Origin of the sequence: Gibbsiella quercinecans (assembly GCF_002291425.1) — a bacterium.
GTDB classification, from domain to species: Bacteria; Pseudomonadota; Gammaproteobacteria; order Enterobacterales; family Enterobacteriaceae; genus Gibbsiella; species Gibbsiella quercinecans.
Map to the genome: position 1 here is coordinate 1,393,650 of NZ_CP014136.1, position 21,380 is coordinate 1,415,029.

The window sequence follows — 21,380 nt, forward strand, 5'->3', positions numbered from 1 at the left end:
GCATATTGTTACTATATAACATCACAGTATTAATCACGAGTTCAAGCGGCCCGTAACGCTTTTCTGCAACCGAACGTAACAATGGGCGCGCAGCCATGGCTGGCAATAGCAGATAAACCCTCTGCGGTGATTGATACATTCAACGTAAATAGGGTTATTCACGAGTATAAGAAGTGTTATTGAAAGTAAAAAAATATTTATTCAATAAAAAGAGTGCCGACGAAACGCTAAAAAAGGAGTAAGATAGGCACCCTTAATCGTGATGAAGCAAGATGCGCCATGTTGGTAACGCTCGACTGCCCCCTGCAATCCTCAGCACTTTCTGTTAAAAAATTAAAGGAAGTGATTGAAGGCAATTTGGCTGAACTGGTGCCGGCATTGACCACTGGATTGAGTTTTTATTCTGAAAGTGCGCGTTACGTCCCAAATTCATTAGAAATACTTGAGATTAAGCCATTGCATAACAACGAATATTCAATGCATTATCGTTATCAATGGGAGATTTTCAACGGTTGTCTGGACATCAGCGCAAAGGAAAACATCACTGATAATGTTACCTTTACGCTTAACGATGGGAAGTTGTTATTCGATATAATCGATCGCTCACGCCCATCGACGTTCGATGAATTGTAAGTTTACGTAATAGTTACAGGCTAAGTGCGAAAAAATGATTTATATTATTATTGTCGGAGCTTTTTATTAACCGTGGTAAGCCACCTCCGTCAATGATATCAATCAGCTTACTCACAAAGTGTTGTCAACACCGAAATTAAGACTTGCGGAGGGGATGATATGGATGAGTATTCGCCTAAGCGGCACGATATTGCTCAACTGAAGTTCTTGTGTGAGAATCTTTATGATGAGGGCCTCGCGACAATAGGCGACAGCCATCATGGTTGGGTGAACGATCCAACGTCTTCCGTCAATCTCCAGCTTAACGAGTTGATCGAACATATTGCTTCGTTTGTGATGAGTTATAAAATTAAATACATGGACGAAAGCGAACTCTCGGATCTGGTCGAAGAGTATCTCGACGACACTTATACCCTTTTTAGTAATTACGGTATTAATGATTCAGACTTGGGCCGTTGGCAAAAAACCAAGGCACGATTATTCAGAATGTTCTCAGGAGAGGGCACCTGTACGGCAATGAAATCTTAAGAGATAATCAACTCTGATTTTTCTCCCTGTTTTTAGATTAAAGGTTACTATGACAAAGATCGACTATTTGATGCGGTTACGTAAATGCACCAACCTTGACACGCTGGAGCGTGTTATTGAAAAAAATAAATACGAGCTTTCCGATGACGAGCTTGAGCTGTTTTATTCCGCAGCCGATCACCGCCTGGCGGAGCTCACCATGAATAAGCTGTATGATAAAATCCCTACCGCAGTCTGGAAATACGTACGCTAAAAACATTGAGCCGATATACTATCGGCCTCAATGTTACAATTAATATCAATTTCCCTATTTATTTTACGTATTTTCCTATTGCATACGCTTATGTCCCTGGCCTGGCTAAGTTCAATTAGCGCAGCAGTACGCGATACATCAGGTTGTATGTAGAGTGCTTGCAACTCGCCCCAGCGAGTCGTCCCAGCGGCATTTGAATCCGCGCCAGGCAAATGTCTCCGCCGTATCCGACGCGTGAATACTTACCTAAGTCAGCACATTGGGATTAATGCGTTATCTCCGCATTACCATTGAAGATGGTGTGGGTACTGCCAGCATGGAATATTGAGCCATTCTATATCAGCTATTACCTACGGCTGACTTCCTCTCTCTTTTATCTCCTCATCTGACGGGCTATACCGGGTTAGCCATTTTGTGGCTGTAGTAAATGTTAAGCCGCGTTTGATATGGCAAAACAGGGAACCAAAGCAAAATAAGCCCCACAGAAGAATGCGGGCAGGATGGTGCGTTCAAGGCACGGGCGGTTATACAAAGACAGGAGAAAGGGGATTATCAGGCTGAAATTGGTGGAGGCCCTGCCAGCTACATCCCGGCACACACGTCACCTGCTGCGGCTGCTTCCTTCCGGACCTGACCGAGTTCACAAGTTAGTGTTGCGGGAGAACCAACAGGGCCTCCATTGACGGCTTCGTTATTCTGAAGCGGTGGGCATTATCGGTGATGGCCAGCCAAATAGCAAGCCAAGCCGGGCCAACCGCTGTTTTCTTACCCACTGCGCCTGTGGCACAATTTCAGCCATGATGCTAAACAGTAGGAATGTGAAACATGGAGCAGCAAGACGCGTCGTTCCGCCAACGCGTATTTCAGGTGATTGCCGCCATCCCCTACGGCAAGGTCACCACCTATGGCGAAGTGGCGCGCCTGGCCGGCTCCCCGCGCGCAGCGCGCCAGGTGGGCGGGGTGTTAAAGAAATTACCGGCAGGCTCAACGCTGCCGTGGCACCGGGTGATCAACCGCCATGGGCAAATTTCACTGCAAGGGGAAGATTTCCAACGCCAGCGACAGGCGCTGCTGGAAGAAGGGATTATATTCGCCGCCAACAGCACCGTGGATTTATCCGTTTACGGCTGGCGCTGGTAACGCCCTTCCCCGGCGCGTACCGGGGAAGGCAAACCCTGATGATTTAAGGTTGGTTGGTTAACGTTCCCTGCACCGGTACGTTCTGCACCGGCACCAACAACAAGTCGGCGCGAGCGCCGTTGCGGTTTAGTACCTGCTGGATAGTATCGGTGATAAAGGTCATCTGCCCATTCACGGTGATCGCCGCGCTCAGGATAATGCGCGCGTTTGGCTGGATATCGGCCGGGTTAAAGGGCACCACAAAGGTAAACGGCGCCTGCTGGCCTTCGGTACGGATCACCCGCTGGGCAATCACTTTGGAAGGCGCATCAGACACGGATGCATCAGATAGCGTTACCGTCAGCACCGCATCAGGCGGCAGCGCTACACGCTGGCGGATATTCACCGTCCCGGTGACCGCCGGGCCACGGATCTGCAGCTGCTGCGGCGTTGCCGGGCTACCAGGCGTCGGCGTGGGGACATCCCCGCTTTTCTGTGCGCACCCAGCCAAAGCGATAGCCAGTAGCGCAGCACCGCTCGTCAATTGCCAGAGTTTCATGGTTCAGCCTCCTTTTTATTATCAATGCGTTGGCGGTTTTAACCACCTTAAATATTAAAGTTAGCACATTATCCTGATAACACACGGACGTTCGATTATTAATTATACAACCCGCTGATTACACGGGTAATTAAACACACGCACTTTTGCCACGCAACGCGGTATATTGACGTGCTGCCCCCCACTTCCGCACACTGCGCCAGAGACAAGAAATAAAGGATGAATGCATGAGCCAGGCATTAAAAAACCTCCTCGATCTGCTCGATCTGGAGAAAATAGAAGAAGGGCTGTTCCGCGGCCAAAGTGAAGACCTTGGCCTGCGCCAGGTGTTCGGCGGCCAGGTTGTCGGCCAGGCGCTGTATGCCGCCAAACAAACGGTGCCGGCTGAACGCACGGTGCACTCATTTCATAGCTATTTCCTGCGCCCCGGCGATAGCAGCAAAGCGATTGTCTACGATGTGGAAAACCTGCGCGATGGCAACAGTTTCAGCGCCCGCCGGATCAGCGCGATTCAAAACGGCAAACCGATCTTCTACATGACGGCATCGTTCCAGAGCCAGGAAAGCGGCTTTGAACACCAAAACACCATGCCGGATGTGCCGCCGCCGGAAACGCTGATGTCGGAATCCGAGATCGCGCAGAAAGTCGCCCACCTGCTGCCGGAAACGATCCGCGATAAGTTCACCGGCCAAAAACCGATTGAAATGCGCCCGGTTAAATTCCATAACCCGCTGCAGGGCAGCGTAGAAGAACCCCACCGCTACGTTTGGTTTCGCGCCAACGGCAGCATGCCGGACGATCTGCGCACCCATCAATACCTGCTGGGCTATGCGTCTGACTTCAACTTTTTGCCGACCGCGCTCCAACCCCATGGGCATGGCTTCCTTGAACCCGGCATGCAGGTTGCCACCATCGATCACTCGATGTGGTTCCATCGTCCTTTCCGCCTGGATGACTGGCTGCTGTATGCGGTAGAAAGCCCTTCAGCCTCCGGCGCGCGCGGCTTTGTGCGCGGCCAGTTCTATACCCGAGACGGCATTTTGGTCGCCAGTACGGTGCAGGAAGGCGTTATCCGCCGCCATTCGGGGGAATAAAAAAGCAAAAGGGCGATGTCACCATCGCCCTTTTTTATCGTTATATTTTTATTAACTATTCAGCGCACTGCCCATCTTCGATGTTTATTCGTTGTAGGCACTTTCACCATGGCTGTTGAGATCCAAGCCTTCGCGTTCTTGATCTTCCGGTACACGCAGGCCAACGATAGCACCCGCAACCTTGAAGGCGATGAACGCGGCCACGCTTGACCATACCAGAGTAATCACTACGCTAACCAGCTGCACCCATACCTGATGGCCCATGGTCACGCCTTCTGCGTAGCCAGTGCCGCCCAGAGAAGAAGCGGTAAACACGCCGGTCAGGATACAGCCAACGATACCGCACACGCCGTGCACACCAAACACGTCACAGGTATCATCCACTTTCAGCCATTTTTTCAGCGTTACCACACCCCACAGACCGGCAATGCCGCCCACCAGGCCGATAATCAACGCACCGCCAACACCCACGGTACCCGCAGCCGGCGTAATCGCAACCAGGCCAGCGATACAGCCGGAGCTTGCGCCCAGCAGTGAAGGCTTGCCGCGCAGGATCCATTCCGCAAAGGTCCAGGACAGGATTGCCCCAGCAGTTGCGATAACCGTGTTCAGGAACGCCAGAGCGGCAATCCCGTTCGCGGCGCTGGCAGAACCGGCGTTAAAGCCGAACCAGCCGATATACAGGATAGTCGCACCGGTGAATACCATCGGCAGGTTATGCGGTTTGAACGCTTCTTTACCAAACCCAGCACGTTTACCCAACAGGTAAGCGCCAATCAGGCCAGCACTTGCCGCATTGATGTGCACCACGGTGCCGCCGGCAAAGTCCAGCGCGCCGTCGGCAGCCAGGTAACCACCGCCCCACACCATGTGAGCGATCGGCAGATAGGAAATGGTGAACCAGATCGCAGCGAAAATCAGCACTGCGGAGAAACGGATACGTTCAGCAAACGCACCAATCACCAGCGCCACGGTAATGCACGCAAAGGAGCATTGGAACGCGACGTGAACCATTTGGCTAAAGGTACCGGTCAGGCTTTCCACACCAATACCTTTCAGCAGCGCCGTTTGAAAGCCGCCGAAGAACGCATTGCCTTCGCTGAACGCCAGGCTATAACCATACAGCACCCAGAGCACACAGATCATCGCAAACGTCACGGCAACCTGAGTCAGCATAGACAATATGTTTTTAGAACGCAGCAAACCGCCGTAGAACAGCGCAATGCCAGGCATAGTCATGAACAGCACCAAAGCGGTGCAAATCATCATAAATGCGTTATCACCAGTATCTGCCACTGCCGGAGCCGCCATGGCCAAAGAAGGAGCCATAGTCAGCGTACCCAGGCCCAACATGGATAAAAGTTTTTTCATTATCAATCCATCCCCATTTACTTAACTGAGCCTGTGATTTACAGAGCTGCTTCGTCTGTTTCGCCTGTGCGAATACGAATAACACGTTGCAATTCGGCAACGAAAATTTTGCCATCACCAATCTTACCGGTGTAGGCCGCCTTACTAATAACATCAATAACTTCATCCAACTGATCGTCGGCGATTGCGATATCAATTTTAACTTTAGGTAAGAAGTTGACGCTGTATTCGGCTCCACGATAAAGCTCAGCATGCCCCTTCTGGCGACCAAACCCTTTCACTTCGGTTACGGTCAGCCCTTGAATACCCACAGAGGATAGGGCTTCACGCACGTCCTCCAGTTTGAATGGCTTTATCACCACGGTAACCAGCTTCATATTGCCCCCTCCACGAATTAAGCTCAAACTCACCCTTGTACGGGGGTATTAAAGCAAAGGTTATGCCACAAATAATTTTGCGCAGAATTTCAGCGAATTAACCGTTGGAGACGCAGCCAAGGGCACTACAGGGCGTGCGCGGTGTTAGCCGTTGCCTGCAAAGATTCGTGAACGCGCACCATTATAGTGCATCATGTGCCAAAAAAGCGCATGCCGGGGTGTTTAAGGGAGAGAATGCCTGATCGTGGTGCGTGGGCATTTTTACGGTGCGCCGCGCGGCCAGGCACGATATTGATTTCCTCTCCTGCCGGAGAGGAAATTGCGCTGACAAGTGCGAACGTGAAGTGACGACAGGCCAATACGGCATCGCCGCTATGCGGGCTGAGAGTCCTCCTGCATTGCAGCGGCCAGCTCATCCCCCACCAGTTGCAATTGATACATCTGATAGTAGCGGCCTCGTTGCGCCAGCAACTGCTGGTGCGCCCCCTGTTCGACTGCGTGGCCGTGGTGCAATACCAGGATGGTATCCGCATCAACAATGGTAGACAGGCGGTGAGCAATCACGACCAGCGTCGTCTGTTCACGAATCAGGCCCAGGGCACGCTGAATCGCCTGTTCCGTGCCGGAATCAATATTGGCGGTGGCTTCGTCGAGGATCAGGATCTGCGGCGCCTGCACCAGGACACGCGCCATGGCCAGCAACTGCTTCTGCCCGACCGACAGATTATTCCCCTGTTCCCCCAGGCGAGTATGGATACCCTGGGAAAAACCGCGCACCAGCTCGGCCAGTTGCACCGTTTCCAACGCCTGCCAGACCGCCGCTTCGCTAATATCGCGCCCCAGCGTGACATTGGCCAGCACCGAATCGGCCATCACCACCGGATCCTGCTGCACCATGGCCACGCTCTGGCGCAGCGCCCGGTGTGACAGGCTGGGCAACGGCCGGCCATCCAGCCGCACCTCGCCCTCATTGACCGGATAATAGCCCATCAGCAAATTCGCCAGCGTGCTTTTACCGCTGCCGGTGTGGCCCACCAGCGCCACAAAGCCGCGGGAAGGCACCCGAAGCGAGATATGCTGCAAGACCGGCTTATCGTGACGGTAGGCAAAGCTGACGTTGGCAACCTCGATGCTGCCGCTGGCCAACGGCCGATCGTCAGCACCATAGCTTTGCTGGCGGCGATCCATCAATTCAAAGATGCGCTCACCGGCAACCACCGCCTGCTGCAGCATAGATTGCTGCGACGTCAGCGCGATCAACGGCTCGTTCAGGCGCCCAAGGTAACTGATAAAGGCATACAGCACCCCCACGCCGATTGTGCCTTGCCCCCCAAGGCTGAACAGCATCAGCAGGCCGCAAAGCACCATGGCGGAAAACAGGCTGAGCAACGGCCGCAACAGGAAACCGTCAAGGCGCAATGTCTGCATACGCGCGAAATAATGCGCACGGCTGGCGTTGTTCATCTTCTCACTGAAGCGGGCTTGTTGACGAAACTGCTGGATAACGCTCATGCCGTTAATCACTTCGTTGAAGCCATTATTGATATCAGCCAGATAGTGGCGCACCCGGCGGACAATCGGCGTGCTGTAGTATTGGTATACCCACATCACTACGATCACCGCCGGGAAAATGCAGATCGCCACCAGCGCCATCCGCCAGTTAAGGCCAAACATCGCTACCAGCATCGAGCCGATCAACGCCGCGCTTTTCAGCACGGTGGAGACGACCGTGACATACAGATCCTTGATGACTTCGGTGTCGTTGGTCACGCGCGAGATCAACTGCCCTACCGGCTGGGTATCAAAGGCGCTGAGCGGCTGGCGCAAGGCCGCGTCCATCACCTCGGTGCGCAAACGCTGCACCACACCGACCGCCGCCCGGTTGAACAAAATGGCCTGAAAGTAGTGCAACGCCGCCGCCAACAGCTCCAGCAACACATAGGCCACCGCCAGCCCGGCGGTGATCATCACCGGCAGATTTCCTTTGGACACATAGCTATCAATAAAATAGCTGACCAAAATCGGCCCGGCGACTTCGGCCGCCGCGGCAATCCATAGCATCACCACTGCCAGACCCAGCATTTTACGGTATGGCGATCCATAGGCCAGCAGCCGTTTCAGCGTCGGCCACTGCTTTTGCACATTATTCATTCGCTACCTTTTCTTCCACGATGTCGGCAACATCATCCAGCGCCGCTTCCAACTGCTGGTAACGGTACATGTCACGATACCAGCCGGGCTGGGCCGCCAACTCGCTATGCACATCGCGCTGTACCACCGTGCCATGCTGCATCACCAGGATCTCGCTGGCCTCCGTCAGCGCCGAGAGGCGGTGGGCGCTGATGATGACCGTGCGGTTTTTCCCCCAACTGCGCAAATTGTGCAGGATCTGGTGCTCGGTGCGGCCATCAACGGCGGAAAGCGCATCATCCAGAATTAAAATTTCGGCTTCCAGCAGCAGCGCGCGCGCAATTGAAATACGCTGCTTTTGCCCGCCGGAGAGCATCACCCCGCGCTCGCCCACTTCGGTTTCATACCCCTGCGGCAGGCGCAGAATATCGTCATGTACCCTGGCCAGGCGCGCCGCCTGTTCGATTTCCTGCTGCGTGGCCCCCGGCTTACCCAGGGCGATATTGTTCGCTACGCTGTCAGAAAACAGGAACGGCGTTTGGCTCACCACCGACAGGCGCGAACGCCATGCATCCAATTTCAGCTGCGTTAGCGGCAGGCCGTTGTAGCTGATCTGGCCGTCATCGATATCAAACTGGCGCTGGATCAACGCCAGCAAGGTGGTTTTCCCCGCGCCGGTGGGGCCGCACAGCCCCAACATTTGCCCGGGCGCCAGGTTCAGCGCCACATCATGCAGCGCCGGGCGCGAATTTTGCGGATAGTGGAAGGCACGAATGTCCACCGCCAGAACGCCGCGCCCGGCGGGCAGATCCTGTTCGCCGTCCTTTACCACCGGCGCATCGTCCAACAGGCTGCGAATTCGGCTATAGGCGGCGCTACCGCGCTCAACGATATTGAACATCCAGGCCAGAGCCAACATCGGCCAAATCATCAGGCCAAGGTACATCACAAAACTGGTCAACTGGCCCAGCGTTAGCGTGCCTTGCACCACCATCCAGCTACCGCCGCCCACCGCCAGCAGATTGGCCGCACCGATGGCGCTGTAAATAGTGGGATCGAACCTGGCGTCTATCCGCGCCACTTTCATGTTCTTGGCGCCGGTTTGCGCCGCCACTTCGGCAAACTGGCTAGACTGGCGATCCTCCAGGCCGAATGCCTTGATCATGCGGATACTGGTCATGCTCTCCTGCGCCTGATCGTTCAGGCTGGAGAACGCCGCCTGGGCGGATTTAAAGCGCTGGTGCAGTTGATCGCCATAATAATTGATGATAACCGCCATCACCGGCATAGGGATCAACGCCAGCAGAGTCAGTTGCCAGCTGATTTGCGTGCTCATCACCACCAACACCGCCAGCCCCATGACCAGCGAATCCACCAGCGTCAACACGCCCTCGCCGGCGGCAAAAACCACGCGATCCACATCATTGGTGGCGCGCGCCATCAGATCTCCGGTGCGGTGGCGCAGGTAGAAGGAAGGGTTCTGGCGGCTAAGCTGTTGATAAAGGCGCTCGCGCAGTTCAACCGCCAGTTGATAAGCCGCGCCGAACAACAGCACCCGCCATACATAACGCAGCAGATAAACCACAATCGCCGTGCCTAACATCAGCCCCAGCCATGCCATCAGCATGCTGGTGGACATCTGCTTTTGCGTTATGCCATCGACGATAATGCCCACCAGCTTGGGCGGCAGCAGTTGCAGTATAGCGATGATGATCAGTAGCGCCACAGCCCCCAGGTAGCGGCGCCATTCACGGCGGAAGTACCAGCCGATTTGAGCAAATAATCTCACGCAGTTTTATTCCAAAATATAGTGGTTTAGTTCCTTTGATTCGGCGAACGGCGCCCGGCCGCGGTACATCTATCTCTTGCCGGGGGGTTACCTGCCCGTCTCGCCACAGCGCGTAGAGGCACCCACGTTTTAGCGCAGTAGAATACCATTGTTAACCGGCCAGTTTGTTGAACTTTTCACTCCGGCAGCGGCAGTGCGGTAGTGTATTTGATTTTTTCCATCGCGAAGCTTGAGGTCACATCAATCAACCCCGGCACGCCATTCACCAGGCGCTTGTAAAAATTGTCGTAGCTCTTCATATCAGCCACTTCCACCTGCATCAAATAATCGTATTCCCCGGCCATGCGATAAAACGCCAGGACTTCGGGCATTTGTCGGGTGAACTGCACAAACGCCTGATACCAATCACTGCTGTGCTGCTGGGTTTTAATCAAAACAAACGCCGTTAGCCCAAGGCCCAGCTTATCGCTGTCCAGCAGCGCCACGCGCTTGCGGATGTATCCTTCATCTTCCAGGCGCTTTAACCGTTTCCAGCAGGGGGTCGATGTCAGATGCACCGCATCGGCCAGCGCCTGCAGCGGCTGTGTGCAATCCTGTTGCAGCAGGCTTAACAACTTACGGTCTGTTTTATCCAACATAACGCCACTCCAGAGAAAAATTTTCTCCATTTAGCCAAAACCGTAGGCTAAATGGCAACCTTTTTCCCTGATGGAAACGCTATGCTAGCCCACATAACCTTCCCTATTCTGAGGCCTGATGATGACAAACGCTTGGGTAAAATATGCGATCGGCGAAATAGAAGCGGATTTCCAACGCTCAGCCGATACGCACCTGATCCGCCTGAACTTGCCGAACTTCCCCGGCATTAACCTGTACCTCAAGGATGAAAGCACTCACCCTACCGGTAGCCTGAAACACCGCTTAGCGCGCTCGCTGTTTCTTTATAGCCTGTGCAACGGCTGGATCACGGAAAACACCACGATTATCGAAGCCTCCTCCGGCAGTACCGCGGTATCCGAAGCCTATTTCGCCCGACTGATCGGCTTGCCGTTTATCGCCATAATGCCCTCATCCACCGCACGCCGTAAGGTGGAACAGATCACCTTCTATGGTGGGCGCTGCCATTTTGTCGATAATTCCGCACAGATTTATGCCGCCTCGGAAGAATTGGCCAACACACTCAATGGCCATTACATGGATCAATTCACCTACGCAGAGCGGGCCACTGATTGGCGCGGAAACAACAACATCGCCGACAGTATTTTCCGCCAAATGGCGCACGAACCTTTCCCGGTGCCCAGACACATTGTCATGAGCGCTGGCACCGGCGGCACCTCCGCCACCCTGGGGCGCTATATCCGCTACAAGGGCCATGATACCCAGCTCACCATTGTGGATCCGGAAAACTCGGTATTTTATGACTGCTACCACCGCGGCGATCGCTCCCTGACCGCCAGTTGCGGCAGCCGGATTGAAGGTATCGGTCGCCCGCGAGCGGAACCGTCGTTCATCCCCTCGGTGATCGATGACATGCTGCGGGTGCCGGATGCCGCCAGCATTGCGACGCTTTACTGGCTGGCCGAGGTGCTGGGGCGCAAGGCCGGCGGTTCTACCGGCACCAACGTTTGGGGCGCGCTGCAGTTAGCACAGCAAATGCGTGCCCGTGGCGAGCAGGGGGCGATCGTCACCCTGCTGTGCGACAGCGGGGAACGTTATCTGGACACCTACTATAATCCGCAGTGGGTCAATAGCCACATTGGGGACGTAGAGCCTTATCTGACACAGCTCCGCGCGCTGTAAGCACATAACTTAACAGCTTAATAAGTTGAGATAAAAAAGCCGGGCGAGCGAACCCGGCTGGCTGGAATGGGCTCTGTCATACGGGGGTATAAGGGGAGCCAGATGCGCTCAGCCAATGCTGCAAATAATGGGCGACCGCCTGATGTTCACAGTGGCCGATAACCTGTAGCTGCGGCAGCTGTGCCTTGAGCTGTGGCAATGCATTCCCCATCACCAGGCCGCAGCCGACCGCGGCCAGCATCTCTTTGTCATTCATGGCATCGCCAAACGCCATGCAGTCTGCCAGCCGCAGCCCAAGGTGCTCCGTCAGGTACGCCAAGGCCGTACCTTTGTTGCAACCGTGCGGCAACACATCCAGGCAATCATAAGCCGAAAAACAGACGTCAATCCTGGCGCCAAAATGCTGTAACAGCCGGCCCTGCAGCGAGATTAATGCCTCATGCGGCCCACAGAAGCAAACCTTACTGTTGCCGAAAGCCGGTAGCCGGCGCAAATCCGCCAGTTGATAACAAAAACCGCTCAGATGGTGCGCTTCCAGCATACCGGGCACCGCATAACCAGTTAACCAGCCTTCATCACGGAATACGTGCATACTGGCTTGGGTCCCCCAGTCGCTATGCAGCAGTTCTTCCGCCACGTCGGCGGCCAGATCGGTTGCATGCAACTGCCAGCCGTCGCTGTCATATACACGCGTGCCGTTACCGGTTATCAAATACCCCTTCAGGCCAAGCTGCACCATGATCGAACGGGCATCCAGATAGTGCCGCCCGGTGGCAAAGGCCACAATAACGCCGCGTTCGATCAACCGGTTCAACACGGCCAGGGTTTCAGAACCCACGCGATGCGCCGGCGTCAGCAGCGTGCCATCCATATCAAAAGCCGTTAGACGATACATAGAGCCATCTCTTAAGAAGTGTGAGCAGGATTACAATCACTGCAGTATGAGGTGGTATTTGCGGAAGTAATAGTGAACAATTTCCCAAAAGCCTTCCGGATTTCACTATGCGTATAGTGCACCGCCTCTGCCAGTATCAACGCCTGTTTCAACAATTCGGCACCACCCCGGCCAGCGTGACCGTCAGCAACGTGGCGGCGATACTGTATTGCAGTGAACGCCATGCCCGAACCCTGGTGCAACAGTTGCAGGCGCAGGGCTGGCTTAGCTGGCAGGCCCAGGCCGGGCGCGGCAAACGTGCGCAGCTACAGTGCCTGAAAACCCCGGATGAGCTGCGCGCCGGCCACCTGCAACGGCTACTGCAAACCGGCGACCACCAGGGCGCCCTGATGATGGCTCAGTTGGCCCCGCAACACCTGCAGGATTTGCTCAGCCCCTATCTTGGCGGGCAGTGGCAGGCGGGCAGCCCGACGCTGCGTATCCCCTATTATCGCAGGCTGGAGGCGCTCGATCCGCTCACCCTTACTGGCCGCGCGGAACAGCATCTGGTCTCGACACTGTTTGCCGGCTTAACGCGGTTTAATACCGGCAACGCCGAACCGGTGCCTGATCTGGCGCACCATTGGCAAATCGATCGCGATGGCCTGCGCTGGCGTTTTTTCTTGCGCAGCCAGTTGCGCTGGCATAACGGCGAGAACCTGACCGGCCAACAACTGCTGCAAACGCTGGAAAAACTGCGCCATCACCCACGCAGCCGGGCCAATTTGCACAGCGTGGCGGCGATCACCCTGCCCCACGCGCTATGCCTGCAGTTTGATTTACACACGCCGGATTACTGGCTGGCGCACCGCCTGGCGGAATATCCGTGCCTGATACCCCACCCGCAAGACCCGACGCTGGGCGCAGGGCCATTCAAACTGGCCCTGAATGAGCCGCATCTGATACGGCTGGAGCAGCACCCGTTCTACCATCTGCAACACCCGTATCTGGAACGCATCGAATACTGGATCACCCCCGAGCAGCCGGGCGGCGCCAATTGCCATTATCCGGTAAGGATTACCATTGGCCAGCAGGAGGATCTGGCGCAGGCCCGCCCGGTGCAGCGCAGCCTGAGCCCTGGCTGGTGTTACCTGGCGCTTAACCTGCAGCGCGCTACCCTGAGCGAAGCCCAGGGGAAGAAATTGCTGATGCTGATCCAGCAATCGGGCCTGCTTAATAACTTGCCCATTCCCAACGGGGTGATTACCCCTTGCCAGGAAATGCTGCCCGGTTGGCAAATCCCACGACACATCGCGGATGAAACGGTCACGTTGCCGCGCAGGCTGGTGCTGCTTTACCGCCCGCCGATGGAGCTGGAGGCGGTCACCCTGGCGCTCCAGCGCCTATTGGCCCAGCACGGCTGCACCCTTGAGATCCACTACTTCGCCGGCAAGCGCTGGCAAAGCGAAGAACAGGTGGCACAGGCCGATCTACTGCTGGCCGATCGGCTCATTGGCGAAGCGCCGGAGGCGTCGCTGGAAAGCTGGTTGCAACAGGATGTGCTCTGGCGCGGCATTCTGCCCACGGCACGCTGGCGCCACCAACGGCAAACGTTGCGCCGCATCCAGCAGCAGCCCGCGCCAACAGCGCGTTTCCACCAGTTGCACGCCTACTTTCAGCACCTGATGGCAACGGCCACCATCACGCCGCTTTTCAACTACCAGTACCAGGTGAACGCCCCGCCACATATCCATGGCGTCACGCTGACCGCCTACGGCTGGTTTGACTTCAGCCAGGCGTGGTTGCCACCACCGGGCACATAGCCGCGAGAACTGCCAGACATGCAGGGCAAGGGCACATCTGCTACCATAACAGCCGCCATTTTCTAACCCGGCCGCCCGAATGTGCATCGGGAGGGGCCCATACCAATAAGGTTAATTGAATGAAACGTGCTGTCGTCGTTTTCAGCGGTGGACAAGACTCCACGACTTGCTTAATCCAGGCACTACAACACTATGATGAGGTTCACTGCATCACCTTCGATTACGGCCAGCGCCACCGTGCTGAGATCGAAGTCGCTCAGCGGCTCGCCCACCGACTGGGCGCCAAGGCGCACAAAGTGCTGGACGTGAACCTGCTCAATGAATTGGCTATCAGTAGCCTGACCCGCGACAATATTCCCGTGCCAGCCTACGGCAGCGAACAACCCGATGCGCTGCCGAGCACCTTTGTGCCGGGCCGTAATATCCTGTTCCTGACGCTGGCGGCCATTTATGCCTACCAGGTTGAAGCCGAAGCAGTGATCACCGGCGTATGCGAAACCGATTTTTCCGGCTACCCCGACTGCCGCGACGCGTTCGTTAAGGCGCTCAACCACGCCGTGGTGCTGGGTATTGCGCGCGATATTCGTTTTGAAACGCCGCTGATGTGGCTGAACAAAGCAGAAACCTGGGCGCTGGCCGATTATTACCACCAATTGGCGCTCGTGCGCCAGGAAACCCTGACCTGTTATAACGGCATTCAGGGCGATGGCTGTGGTGAATGCGCCGCCTGTAACCTGCGCGCCAACGGGCTAAGGCAATACCAGGAAAACCAGGCGGCCGTGCTGGCGAGCCTGAAGCAAAAAGCCGGGCTGGCCTGAACCAACCAAACCGGTACCATGGGCACTACGCCCCACTGCTTTGCTGCGTGAGCGCCAATAAGTGCTCGCGCAGTTCCCCTTCAATGGGCAACGCCCGCTGGGTGTGCAGATCCACACACACAAAGGTCAACAGCGCATCCGCCACACGCTCTCCTTCCGGCGGCCGGGTGATGCATTGGCTCAACACCCCGCTTTTGCCGTTCAGTTGCTCAACCTGGCTATCGATCAGCAGGGTATCGCCCAATAGCGCCGGTTTGCGGTAGTTGATATTGATGTTCACCACAATAAAAGCAACGTTGTTGGCCGCCAGCCACTGAAACGCCGCCAGTTCATCCAGCCACGCCCAGCGTGCTTCTTCCAGAAACTCCAGATAGCGTGCGTTATTCACGTGCTGATAGACATCAAGATGATACCCGCGAACTTTGATCGAGGTTTGCATAGCCAGAAGCCACTCCAGTTGAGGATAAGGCAATTGGGCGCCGCCTGGCGGCACCGGTAGAACGAAACAGGTACGACCTGTAAAATGTAGCAAAAGAACGCGGCTGCCAAGGCAGCTTGCCATACAGCCGCGATCGCGATCACAGTTTCAAACGGGCACGGTTGCGCTCAAATAACGCCGGGCCGATCCCTGGCACCTCCTGTAATTGTTCTATCGCCGTAAATGGGCCGTTCTGTTCACGGTAGCGCACAATGGTTTCGGCTTTTTTCAGCCCAACCCCCTTCAGCACGCTGGCAAACTGCTCGGCACCCGCCGTATTGATACTGACCAGCGCATCTTCTTCAGCAGCGCCGGCCGCCGCCTCATGCTGCACCACCGGCCGATCGGGCGCGTTATCCTGCGCGCTGGCCGGCACGCTGAACAGGCCAAGCAGCAGGGCGGCAAACAGGGCTTTCAGGTTAATACGCGGGCGGTGTGCCGCTTTTCTTTCATTCGGTTGCATGCTGTATCCTCCTTGTGTTTAACAGCACGGCTACCTTGCCGCAGAGGCCAATGGGCAACAAGTGGCAGACGCCAGATGTGGAAAAGGCCGCGAAAGCGGCCTTTGGTTATTACATTGCGTTGCAAAGAAATGCGGGGATTATTGCGGCGATTGTTCCGCAGAGCCCATCTTAATCTTGGCCTCGGTGCGCAAGTTAGCCAGCAGCGAGTCAAAGGTCACGCCAGTGGCACTTTCTTGCATTTTCTCAGCAAAGGTTTTCATTTCGTTTTCCGGCAGGGCGCCCGGTTTCACCGCATCCAGTGCAATCAGCACCACATTGTCCTGGCGATCCTGCGACATACCATAAACCGGCTTGCCCTCTTGCGGGTGTGGCAGAGCAAACACGCTTTCCACCAGTTGGCTGTCTTCCGGCGCACGCGCCATCTTCTGCACGCTGCCAAAGCTCAGGCCGGCGGCTTTCATTGCCTCATCGCCCTTGCCCTGCTTCAGTTCAACCAGCAGTTTTTCACCCTGCAGTTTGGCTTCTTGCTCCGCTTTGCTGCGTTTTACCAGTTCGGCAACCTTATCCTTCACGTTGTCGAACGGCTCAATCCCTTCAGGCTTGTGGCCGGTAACGCGAACCACAAATGCGCGATCGCCTTCAACGTTAATCACATCGGAATTGCTGCCTGGCGCGCCGTTTTCACCGATCAGCGAACCGTCGAAGATCGCCTGAGTCAACTGTTTGAAGTTCAACGCCGCCGGTACGTTATCACGCGTGAACCAGCCGGTTTCAACCGCTTTTTCCCCAGCGGCTTCTTCCGCGGATGCCAGGGATTCATTATCACTGGTAGCCGCTTCACTGACCTTTTGTTGCAGCGCGTAGTAAGCATCCACCGCTTTTTCCTGCTTCACCTGCTGTGCGATGGCATCACGCACTTCGCTCAACGGTTTGATCTGTTCCGGCTGAATATCATTGAGGCGCACAATCAGGTAGCCAACGGAAGAGGCTACCACGCCCGAAAGCTGCCCTTTCTCCGTCAGGTTAGCCTGCTTAAGCTCATCCGCCGTGGTTTCCGGCTCCAACCAACCCAACTCGCCGCCGTTACGGCTGGAGATGATGTCGGTAGACTTTTCTTTCGCCAGTGCGGCAAAATCAGCGCCGCCTTTCAACTGCTCCAGGAGCGCCTTCGCTTCGTCTTCTGTTTTCACCTGAATGATGCTGTAGTTTTTGCGCTCAGGCTGGCCATAGCTGCTCTTATGCTGATCGTAGTAGGCGGCGATTTCCGCATCGGTCGCGGCCTGCTTATCCTGCATTGCCGCCGCATCCATTGGGATATAGCTGACTTTCACCTGCTCTGGCGCGATAAAGCTGTTCTTGTGTTGATCGTAGTAGGCACTCAGTTCATCATCGCTGGCCGCCTGTTTGGCGATTAACGCTTGCAGATCCAGCGTAGCCAGCCGCACATCGCGTTCCTGCAGCACCAGTTCGGCCATGGACTGGGATTCGGCAGGCAGTATAAAGCCGGAGTTCGCCACGCCCTGAATGACCTGCTGGTTAACCAGTTGCTGGCGCATGTACTGTGCAAAGTTTTCCGCGGTGTAGCCCATCCGGCTGATCAAATCGAGATATTTTGCATTATCGAACTGGCCGTTGGTCTGAAAATAAGAGGCCTTACGGATAGCTTCCTTGACCTGATCGTCGCTGATGCTCAGGCCCAATTTTTTGGCGTATTGATCCAACAGCATGTTGTCAATCAACTGTGACAGCACCTGGCGACGCATCTGCTGCATGTAGCCTTCGTTACCCGCCAGCGCAGAGAACTGGTCACCCAACTGCTGCTGCATGCGGCTGCGTTCACTCTGGAAAGCCTGCTCCAGTTGAGCACGTTCGATCACCTGACCATTGACTTTCGCTGCATAATCGCCGGAACCACCGATCAGGTAGTTGCCCACGCCGGTCAAAACGAATGACACGATAATCAAGGCCAGAATGATTTTGAGCACGACGTGATTAGCTGCCGCGCGTAAATTGTCCATCATAGTGTGACAACACTCCGCTGTGATGTGGATTAAAAGCCCTTGCGCAGGCGCGTTCCCTGCAACAAAAATAAAAAAAGCGCACCGTTTCGATGCGCCTTATATCTTACCTTACCAACTCCGTTGCGTCAGGTGATTGTTTGTCAAGAAATCGCTGACGCGACCGGTAGATGTGGCGATCAGTTTACGGCGTCTTTCAACGCTTTACCTGCGCGGAAAGCCGGAACTTTGGCCGCAGCAATTTTGATCTCTTTACCGGTTTGTGGGTTGCGGCCAGTGCGGGCTGAACGCTCACGCACGGTAAATGAACCGAAACCTACCAGAGCCACGTCATCCCCTTCCTTCAAGGATTCCGTAACGGATGCAATGATTGCATCTAAAGCACGCCCAGCTGCCGCTTTCGAAATATCAGCATCTGCGGCAATTTTGTCGATCAGTTGTGACTTATTCACTCTACCATCCCCTCTAGAATTCTATCGTCGCACCGAAAAATCCCTACGGTTGCGACAGCGCAGCTGTTATTCAAACCCGTCAGGCCCGGATAACCTGCCACAGCGTGACATAACGTGGCCTGACAGCCCCCTAAGTTAGCGGTACAAAAAAACGCTGGCAAGTCCGAAATAGCTTACCAGCGCAAGATTTATCGATGGTTTTTGCGATCCATCACTATTTTACCGCTACCGGCTGGGCGCCGAAGGCCGGATTTTGCAACGCGATGTTCAAAACTTCGTCGATTTTCTGAACCGGATGGATCTCCAGATCGGCAATGACGTTATCCGGGATCTCTTCCAGATCGCGCTTGTTCTCGTAAGGGATCAGCACGGTTTTGATACCACCACGGTGCGCCGCCAGCAGTTTTTCCTTCAAACCGCCGATCGGCAATACCTGGCCACGCAGGGTGATCTCACCGGTCATCGCCACATCGGCGCGCACCGGGTTGCCGGTCAAACAAGAGACCAGTGCGGTACACATGGCGATACCGGCGCTTGGGCCGTCTTTCGGCGTCGCGCCTTCCGGCACGTGCACGTGGATATCACGCTTCTCGTAGAAATCTGCGTTGATGCCCAGTTTGTCGGCGCGCGCGCGCACCACGGTCAACGCCGCCTGAATCGACTCCTGCATCACCTCACCCAGCGAACCGGTGTAGGTCAGCTTGCCCTTGCCCGGCACACAGGCGGTTTCGATGGTCAGCAGATCGCCGCCCACTTCCGTCCACGCCAGCCCCGTGACCTGGCCCACGCGGTTTTCGGTGTCCGCACGGCCGTAGTCGACGCGCTGCACGCCCAGGTAGTCTTTCAGGTTGTCGCCGTTGATTTCGATGTGCTTGAGCGTCTTATCCATCAACAGCGCTTTTACCGCCTTACGGCACAGCTTGGAAATTTCACGTTCCAGGCTACGCACCCCGGCTTCACGGGTGTAATAGCGGATGATGCCGATGATGGCGCTGTCGTCGACGGTCAGCTCGCCCTTTTTCAACGCATTACGTTCGATCTGCTTCGGCAACAGGTGCTGCTTGGCGATATTCAGCTTTTCGTCTTCGGTATAACCGGAAAGACGGATCACTTCCATACGGTCCAGCAGAGGCGCCGGAATGTTCATCGAGTTCGAGGTAGCGACGAACATAACGTCGGACAGATCGTAATCCACTTCCAGGTAGTGATCGTTGAACGCCACGTTCTGTTCCGGATCCAACACTTCCAATAACGCAGAAGCAGGATCGCCACGCATGTCGGACGACATTTTGTCTATTTCGTCGAGCAGGAACAGTGGGTTTTTCACCCCAACCTTCGCCATTTTCTGGATCAACTTGCCCGGCATAGAACCGATGTAGGTCCGGCGGTGGCCGCGGATCTCTGCCTCATCACGCACGCCGCCCAAGGCCATACGCACGTATTTACGGCCGGTCGCCTTGGCGATCGACTGGCCCAGCGAGGTTTTACCCACGCCCGGAGGCCCAACCAGGCACAGAATCGGCCCTTTGATTTTGCTGACGCGGCTCTGCACCGCCAGGTATTCCAGGATACGGTCTTTAACGCGCTCCAGGCCGTAGTGATCGGTATCGAGCACTTCCTGGGCCTTGACCAGATCCTTTTTCACCTTGCTGCGCGCATTCCACGGCACCTGCAACATCCAATCGATGTAGCCACGTACCACAGTAGCTTCCGCCGACATCGGCGACATCATTTTCAGCTTCTGCAGTTCCGCTTCGGTTTTTTCACGCGCGTCTTTCGGCATTTTCGCCGCTTCGATCTTACGCTTCAGCGCCTCATACTCATCCGGCGCGTCGTCCATCTCGCCCAGCTCTTTCTGAATGGCCTTCATCTGCTCATTCAGATAATACTCGCGCTGGCTTTTTTCCATCTGCTTTTTGACGCGGTTGCGGATGCGTTTTTCAACCTGCAGCAGATCGATTTCCGACTCCATCATCGCCATCAGGTACTCGAGGCGTTCGGTGATGTCGGACATTTCCAATACCGACTGCTTGTCGCTGAGCTTCAGCGGCATATGCGCGGCAATGGTATCGGCCAGCCGTGCGGCGTCGTCAATACTGTTGAGCGACGTCAGCACTTCCGGCGGGATTTTCTTGTTCAGTTTGATATAGCCTTCAAACTGATTAATGGCCGTGCGCACCAGAACTTCCTGCTCGCGTTCATCAATGGCCGGAGATTCAAGGTATTCCGCCTGGGCGGCAAAGTGTTCGCCACTGTCGGAAAGCGTCGTGATACGCGCGCGCTGCAAGCCTTCGACCAACACTTTTACCGTGCCGTCGGGCAGCTTCAGCATCTGTAGGATCGACGCCACAGTACCGACAGAAAACAGATCGTTAATGCCAGGTTCATCCGTTGAGGCCTCTTTCTGTGCCACCAGCATGATCTTCTTATCGTGATCCATTGCCGCTTCGAGGCACCGAATTGATTTTTCCCGGCCAACAAATAACGGGATCACCATGTGCGGATAAACCACCACGTCGCGCAAAGGCAGAACGGGGATTTCAATGCGTTCGGAACGCTCAGGGTTCATAGAGCTCTCTCTTAGTTTAATTTCCGCCAGGTTTGAGGGGAATCTCATGAGACGTAAGCATCTATACCCTTCATCTTTCAAGTTGTCACGGCGTTGGCTACCTTCACGCCTCCGTTGCCCAGTGAACTAAGCGGTTGAAATGAGCGCTTAGCCGCCGCCATGCTGCACGTTGAAATCTATTGGGTATCACGTTTCACAAAATCTGGTTAATGAGTATATGGGGATGAATCT

General features: G+C 55.4%; 20 protein-coding genes and 1 other RNA gene. 8 read left to right on the plus strand and 13 right to left on the minus strand.

Going from position 1 to position 21,380, the window contains the following annotated elements; translation table 11 throughout:
* Nucleotides 1-279: 279 nt before the first annotated feature.
* The 3 genes from ACN28Q_RS06440 to ACN28Q_RS06450 all read left to right on the plus strand — a co-directional run bounded on the left by ACN28Q_RS06440 (nt 280) and on the right by ACN28Q_RS06450 (nt 1,414).
* Nucleotides 280-633, plus strand: a complete 354-nt coding sequence (locus ACN28Q_RS06440; RefSeq protein ID WP_095845584.1) for a hypothetical protein — start codon at nt 280-282, stop codon at nt 631-633.
* A 159-nt stretch (nt 634-792) separates the two neighbouring features.
* The gene (gene tomB / locus ACN28Q_RS06445; RefSeq protein WP_095845585.1) at nt 793-1,161 is read left to right on the plus strand and encodes an Hha toxicity modulator TomB; all 369 of its coding nucleotides are present in this window, start codon (nt 793-795) and stop codon (nt 1,159-1,161) included.
* A 49-nt stretch (nt 1,162-1,210) separates the two neighbouring features.
* Nucleotides 1,211-1,414, plus strand: coding sequence for an HHA domain-containing protein (locus ACN28Q_RS06450; RefSeq protein WP_095845586.1), 204 nt, complete (start codon nt 1,211-1,213; stop codon nt 1,412-1,414).
* 573 nt (nt 1,415-1,987) lie between these two features.
* Here ACN28Q_RS06450 and ffs read toward each other — a convergent pair.
* Nucleotides 1,988-2,084: signal recognition particle sRNA small type (gene ffs / locus ACN28Q_RS06455), an RNA gene on the minus strand.
* A 155-nt stretch (nt 2,085-2,239) separates the two neighbouring features.
* Here ffs and ACN28Q_RS06460 point away from each other — a divergent pair.
* A complete protein-coding gene (locus ACN28Q_RS06460) occupies nt 2,240-2,554 on the plus strand; it encodes an MGMT family protein (RefSeq protein ID WP_095845587.1) in 315 nt (104 codons plus the stop codon).
* Between the two features lie 43 nt (nt 2,555-2,597).
* Here ACN28Q_RS06460 and ACN28Q_RS06465 read toward each other — a convergent pair whose 3' ends face one another.
* Nucleotides 2,598-3,092, minus strand: a complete 495-nt coding sequence (locus ACN28Q_RS06465; protein WP_095845588.1) for a YbaY family lipoprotein — start codon at nt 3,090-3,092, stop codon at nt 2,598-2,600.
* Nucleotides 3,093-3,319: 227 nt separating this feature from the next.
* Here ACN28Q_RS06465 and tesB point away from each other — a divergent pair, with 227 nt between their 5' ends.
* The gene (tesB, locus tag ACN28Q_RS06470) at nt 3,320-4,186 is read left to right on the plus strand and encodes an acyl-CoA thioesterase II (protein WP_095845589.1); all 867 of its coding nucleotides are present in this window, start codon (nt 3,320-3,322) and stop codon (nt 4,184-4,186) included.
* An 84-nt stretch (nt 4,187-4,270) separates the two neighbouring features.
* Here tesB and amtB read toward each other — a convergent pair whose 3' ends face one another.
* The 5 genes from amtB to ACN28Q_RS06495 form a co-directional block, all read right to left on the minus strand.
* Nucleotides 4,271-5,557 (minus strand): ammonium transporter AmtB, encoded by a 1,287-nt coding sequence (amtB, locus tag ACN28Q_RS06475; protein WP_121525299.1) that lies wholly within the window; start codon nt 5,555-5,557, stop codon nt 4,271-4,273.
* 38 nt (nt 5,558-5,595) lie between these two features.
* Complete coding sequence (glnK, locus tag ACN28Q_RS06480) at nt 5,596-5,934, minus strand: P-II family nitrogen regulator (RefSeq protein WP_002208627.1); 339 nt, start codon at nt 5,932-5,934, stop codon at nt 5,596-5,598.
* Nucleotides 5,935-6,306: 372 nt separating this feature from the next.
* Entirely contained in the window at nt 6,307-8,085 is a 1,779-nt protein-coding gene (locus ACN28Q_RS06485; protein WP_095845591.1) for a SmdB family multidrug efflux ABC transporter permease/ATP-binding protein, read from the minus strand.
* A complete protein-coding gene (locus tag ACN28Q_RS06490; RefSeq protein WP_095845592.1) occupies nt 8,078-9,853 on the minus strand; it encodes a SmdA family multidrug ABC transporter permease/ATP-binding protein in 1,776 nt (591 codons plus the stop codon). Before ACN28Q_RS06490 ends, ACN28Q_RS06485 begins: the two co-directional genes overlap by 8 nt.
* Nucleotides 9,854-10,029: 176 nt before the next feature.
* Complete coding sequence (locus ACN28Q_RS06495; protein ID WP_095845593.1) at nt 10,030-10,491, minus strand: Lrp/AsnC family transcriptional regulator; 462 nt, start codon at nt 10,489-10,491, stop codon at nt 10,030-10,032.
* A gap of 121 nt (nt 10,492-10,612) precedes the next feature.
* On the opposite strand from ACN28Q_RS06495, the gene ACN28Q_RS06500 reads away from it, so the two are divergent.
* A complete protein-coding gene (locus ACN28Q_RS06500; RefSeq protein ID WP_095848941.1) occupies nt 10,613-11,653 on the plus strand; it encodes a PLP-dependent cysteine synthase family protein in 1,041 nt (346 codons plus the stop codon).
* A 76-nt stretch (nt 11,654-11,729) separates the two neighbouring features.
* Here the strand turns inward: ACN28Q_RS06500 and cof are convergent, their stop codons facing one another.
* Nucleotides 11,730-12,548: an HMP-PP phosphatase gene (cof, locus tag ACN28Q_RS06505; RefSeq protein ID WP_095845594.1), complete on the minus strand. Its 819-nt coding sequence runs from the start codon at nt 12,546-12,548 to the stop codon at nt 11,730-11,732.
* Nucleotides 12,549-12,655: 107 nt separating this feature from the next.
* Between cof and ACN28Q_RS06510 the strand changes: the two genes are divergently transcribed.
* Both ACN28Q_RS06510 and queC read left to right on the plus strand, forming a co-directional pair.
* Nucleotides 12,656-14,350 carry an SgrR family transcriptional regulator gene (locus ACN28Q_RS06510; RefSeq protein WP_095845595.1) on the plus strand — a complete coding sequence of 565 codons (1,695 nt, stop codon included), beginning with the start codon at nt 12,656-12,658 and terminating at the stop codon, nt 14,348-14,350.
* 119 nt (nt 14,351-14,469) lie between these two features.
* On the plus strand, nt 14,470-15,168 hold the full coding sequence (gene queC, locus ACN28Q_RS06515) for a 7-cyano-7-deazaguanine synthase QueC (RefSeq protein WP_095845596.1): 699 nt from the start codon (nt 14,470-14,472) through the stop codon (nt 15,166-15,168).
* Nucleotides 15,169-15,193: 25 nt separating this feature from the next.
* On the opposite strand, the gene ACN28Q_RS06520 is transcribed toward queC, so the two are convergent.
* The 5 genes from ACN28Q_RS06520 to lon form a co-directional block, all read right to left on the minus strand.
* Nucleotides 15,194-15,607, minus strand: a complete 414-nt coding sequence (locus ACN28Q_RS06520) for an acyl-CoA thioesterase (RefSeq protein WP_095845597.1) — start codon at nt 15,605-15,607, stop codon at nt 15,194-15,196.
* Nucleotides 15,608-15,746: 139 nt separating this feature from the next.
* On the minus strand, nt 15,747-16,109 hold the full coding sequence (locus ACN28Q_RS06525) for a ComEA family DNA-binding protein (protein ID WP_095845598.1): 363 nt from the start codon (nt 16,107-16,109) through the stop codon (nt 15,747-15,749).
* 138 nt (nt 16,110-16,247) lie between these two features.
* Complete coding sequence (ppiD, locus tag ACN28Q_RS06530; RefSeq protein WP_095845599.1) at nt 16,248-18,131, minus strand: peptidylprolyl isomerase; 1,884 nt, start codon at nt 18,129-18,131, stop codon at nt 16,248-16,250.
* A gap of 176 nt (nt 18,132-18,307) precedes the next feature.
* Complete coding sequence (gene hupB / locus ACN28Q_RS06535) at nt 18,308-18,580, minus strand: nucleoid-associated protein HU-beta (protein ID WP_095845600.1); 273 nt, start codon at nt 18,578-18,580, stop codon at nt 18,308-18,310.
* A 214-nt stretch (nt 18,581-18,794) separates the two neighbouring features.
* Complete coding sequence (gene lon, locus ACN28Q_RS06540; protein ID WP_095845601.1) at nt 18,795-21,149, minus strand: endopeptidase La; 2,355 nt, start codon at nt 21,147-21,149, stop codon at nt 18,795-18,797.
* Nucleotides 21,150-21,380: the final 231 nt, after the last annotated feature.

Coding starts and splice junctions, on each gene's coding strand:
- tomB (WP_095845585.1), top strand. CDS start 793: ATGGATGAGTATTCGCCTAAGCGGCACGATATTGCTCAACTGAAGTTC.
- ACN28Q_RS06485 (WP_095845591.1), bottom strand. CDS start 8,085: ATGAATAATGTGCAAAAGCAGTGGCCGACGCTGAAACGGCTGCTGGCC.
- ACN28Q_RS06465 (WP_095845588.1), bottom strand. CDS start 3,092: ATGAAACTCTGGCAATTGACGAGCGGTGCTGCGCTACTGGCTATCGCT.
- ACN28Q_RS06495 (WP_095845593.1), bottom strand. CDS start 10,491: ATGTTGGATAAAACAGACCGTAAGTTGTTAAGCCTGCTGCAACAGGAT.
- tesB (WP_095845589.1), top strand. CDS start 3,320: ATGAGCCAGGCATTAAAAAACCTCCTCGATCTGCTCGATCTGGAGAAA.
- cof (WP_095845594.1), bottom strand. CDS start 12,548: ATGTATCGTCTAACGGCTTTTGATATGGATGGCACGCTGCTGACGCCG.
- ppiD (WP_095845599.1), bottom strand. CDS start 18,131: ATGATGGACAATTTACGCGCGGCAGCTAATCACGTCGTGCTCAAAATC.
- queC (WP_095845596.1), top strand. CDS start 14,470: ATGAAACGTGCTGTCGTCGTTTTCAGCGGTGGACAAGACTCCACGACT.
- ACN28Q_RS06525 (WP_095845598.1), bottom strand. CDS start 16,109: ATGCAACCGAATGAAAGAAAAGCGGCACACCGCCCGCGTATTAACCTG.
- ACN28Q_RS06460 (WP_095845587.1), top strand. CDS start 2,240: ATGGAGCAGCAAGACGCGTCGTTCCGCCAACGCGTATTTCAGGTGATT.
- ACN28Q_RS06450 (WP_095845586.1), top strand. CDS start 1,211: ATGACAAAGATCGACTATTTGATGCGGTTACGTAAATGCACCAACCTT.
- ACN28Q_RS06510 (WP_095845595.1), top strand. CDS start 12,656: ATGCGTATAGTGCACCGCCTCTGCCAGTATCAACGCCTGTTTCAACAA.
- ACN28Q_RS06440 (WP_095845584.1), top strand. CDS start 280: ATGTTGGTAACGCTCGACTGCCCCCTGCAATCCTCAGCACTTTCTGTT.
- lon (WP_095845601.1), bottom strand. CDS start 21,149: ATGAACCCTGAGCGTTCCGAACGCATTGAAATCCCCGTTCTGCCTTTG.
- amtB (WP_121525299.1), bottom strand. CDS start 5,557: ATGAAAAAACTTTTATCCATGTTGGGCCTGGGTACGCTGACTATGGCT.
- ACN28Q_RS06500 (WP_095848941.1), top strand. CDS start 10,613: ATGACAAACGCTTGGGTAAAATATGCGATCGGCGAAATAGAAGCGGAT.
- ACN28Q_RS06520 (WP_095845597.1), bottom strand. CDS start 15,607: ATGCAAACCTCGATCAAAGTTCGCGGGTATCATCTTGATGTCTATCAG.
- glnK (WP_002208627.1), bottom strand. CDS start 5,934: ATGAAGCTGGTTACCGTGGTGATAAAGCCATTCAAACTGGAGGACGTG.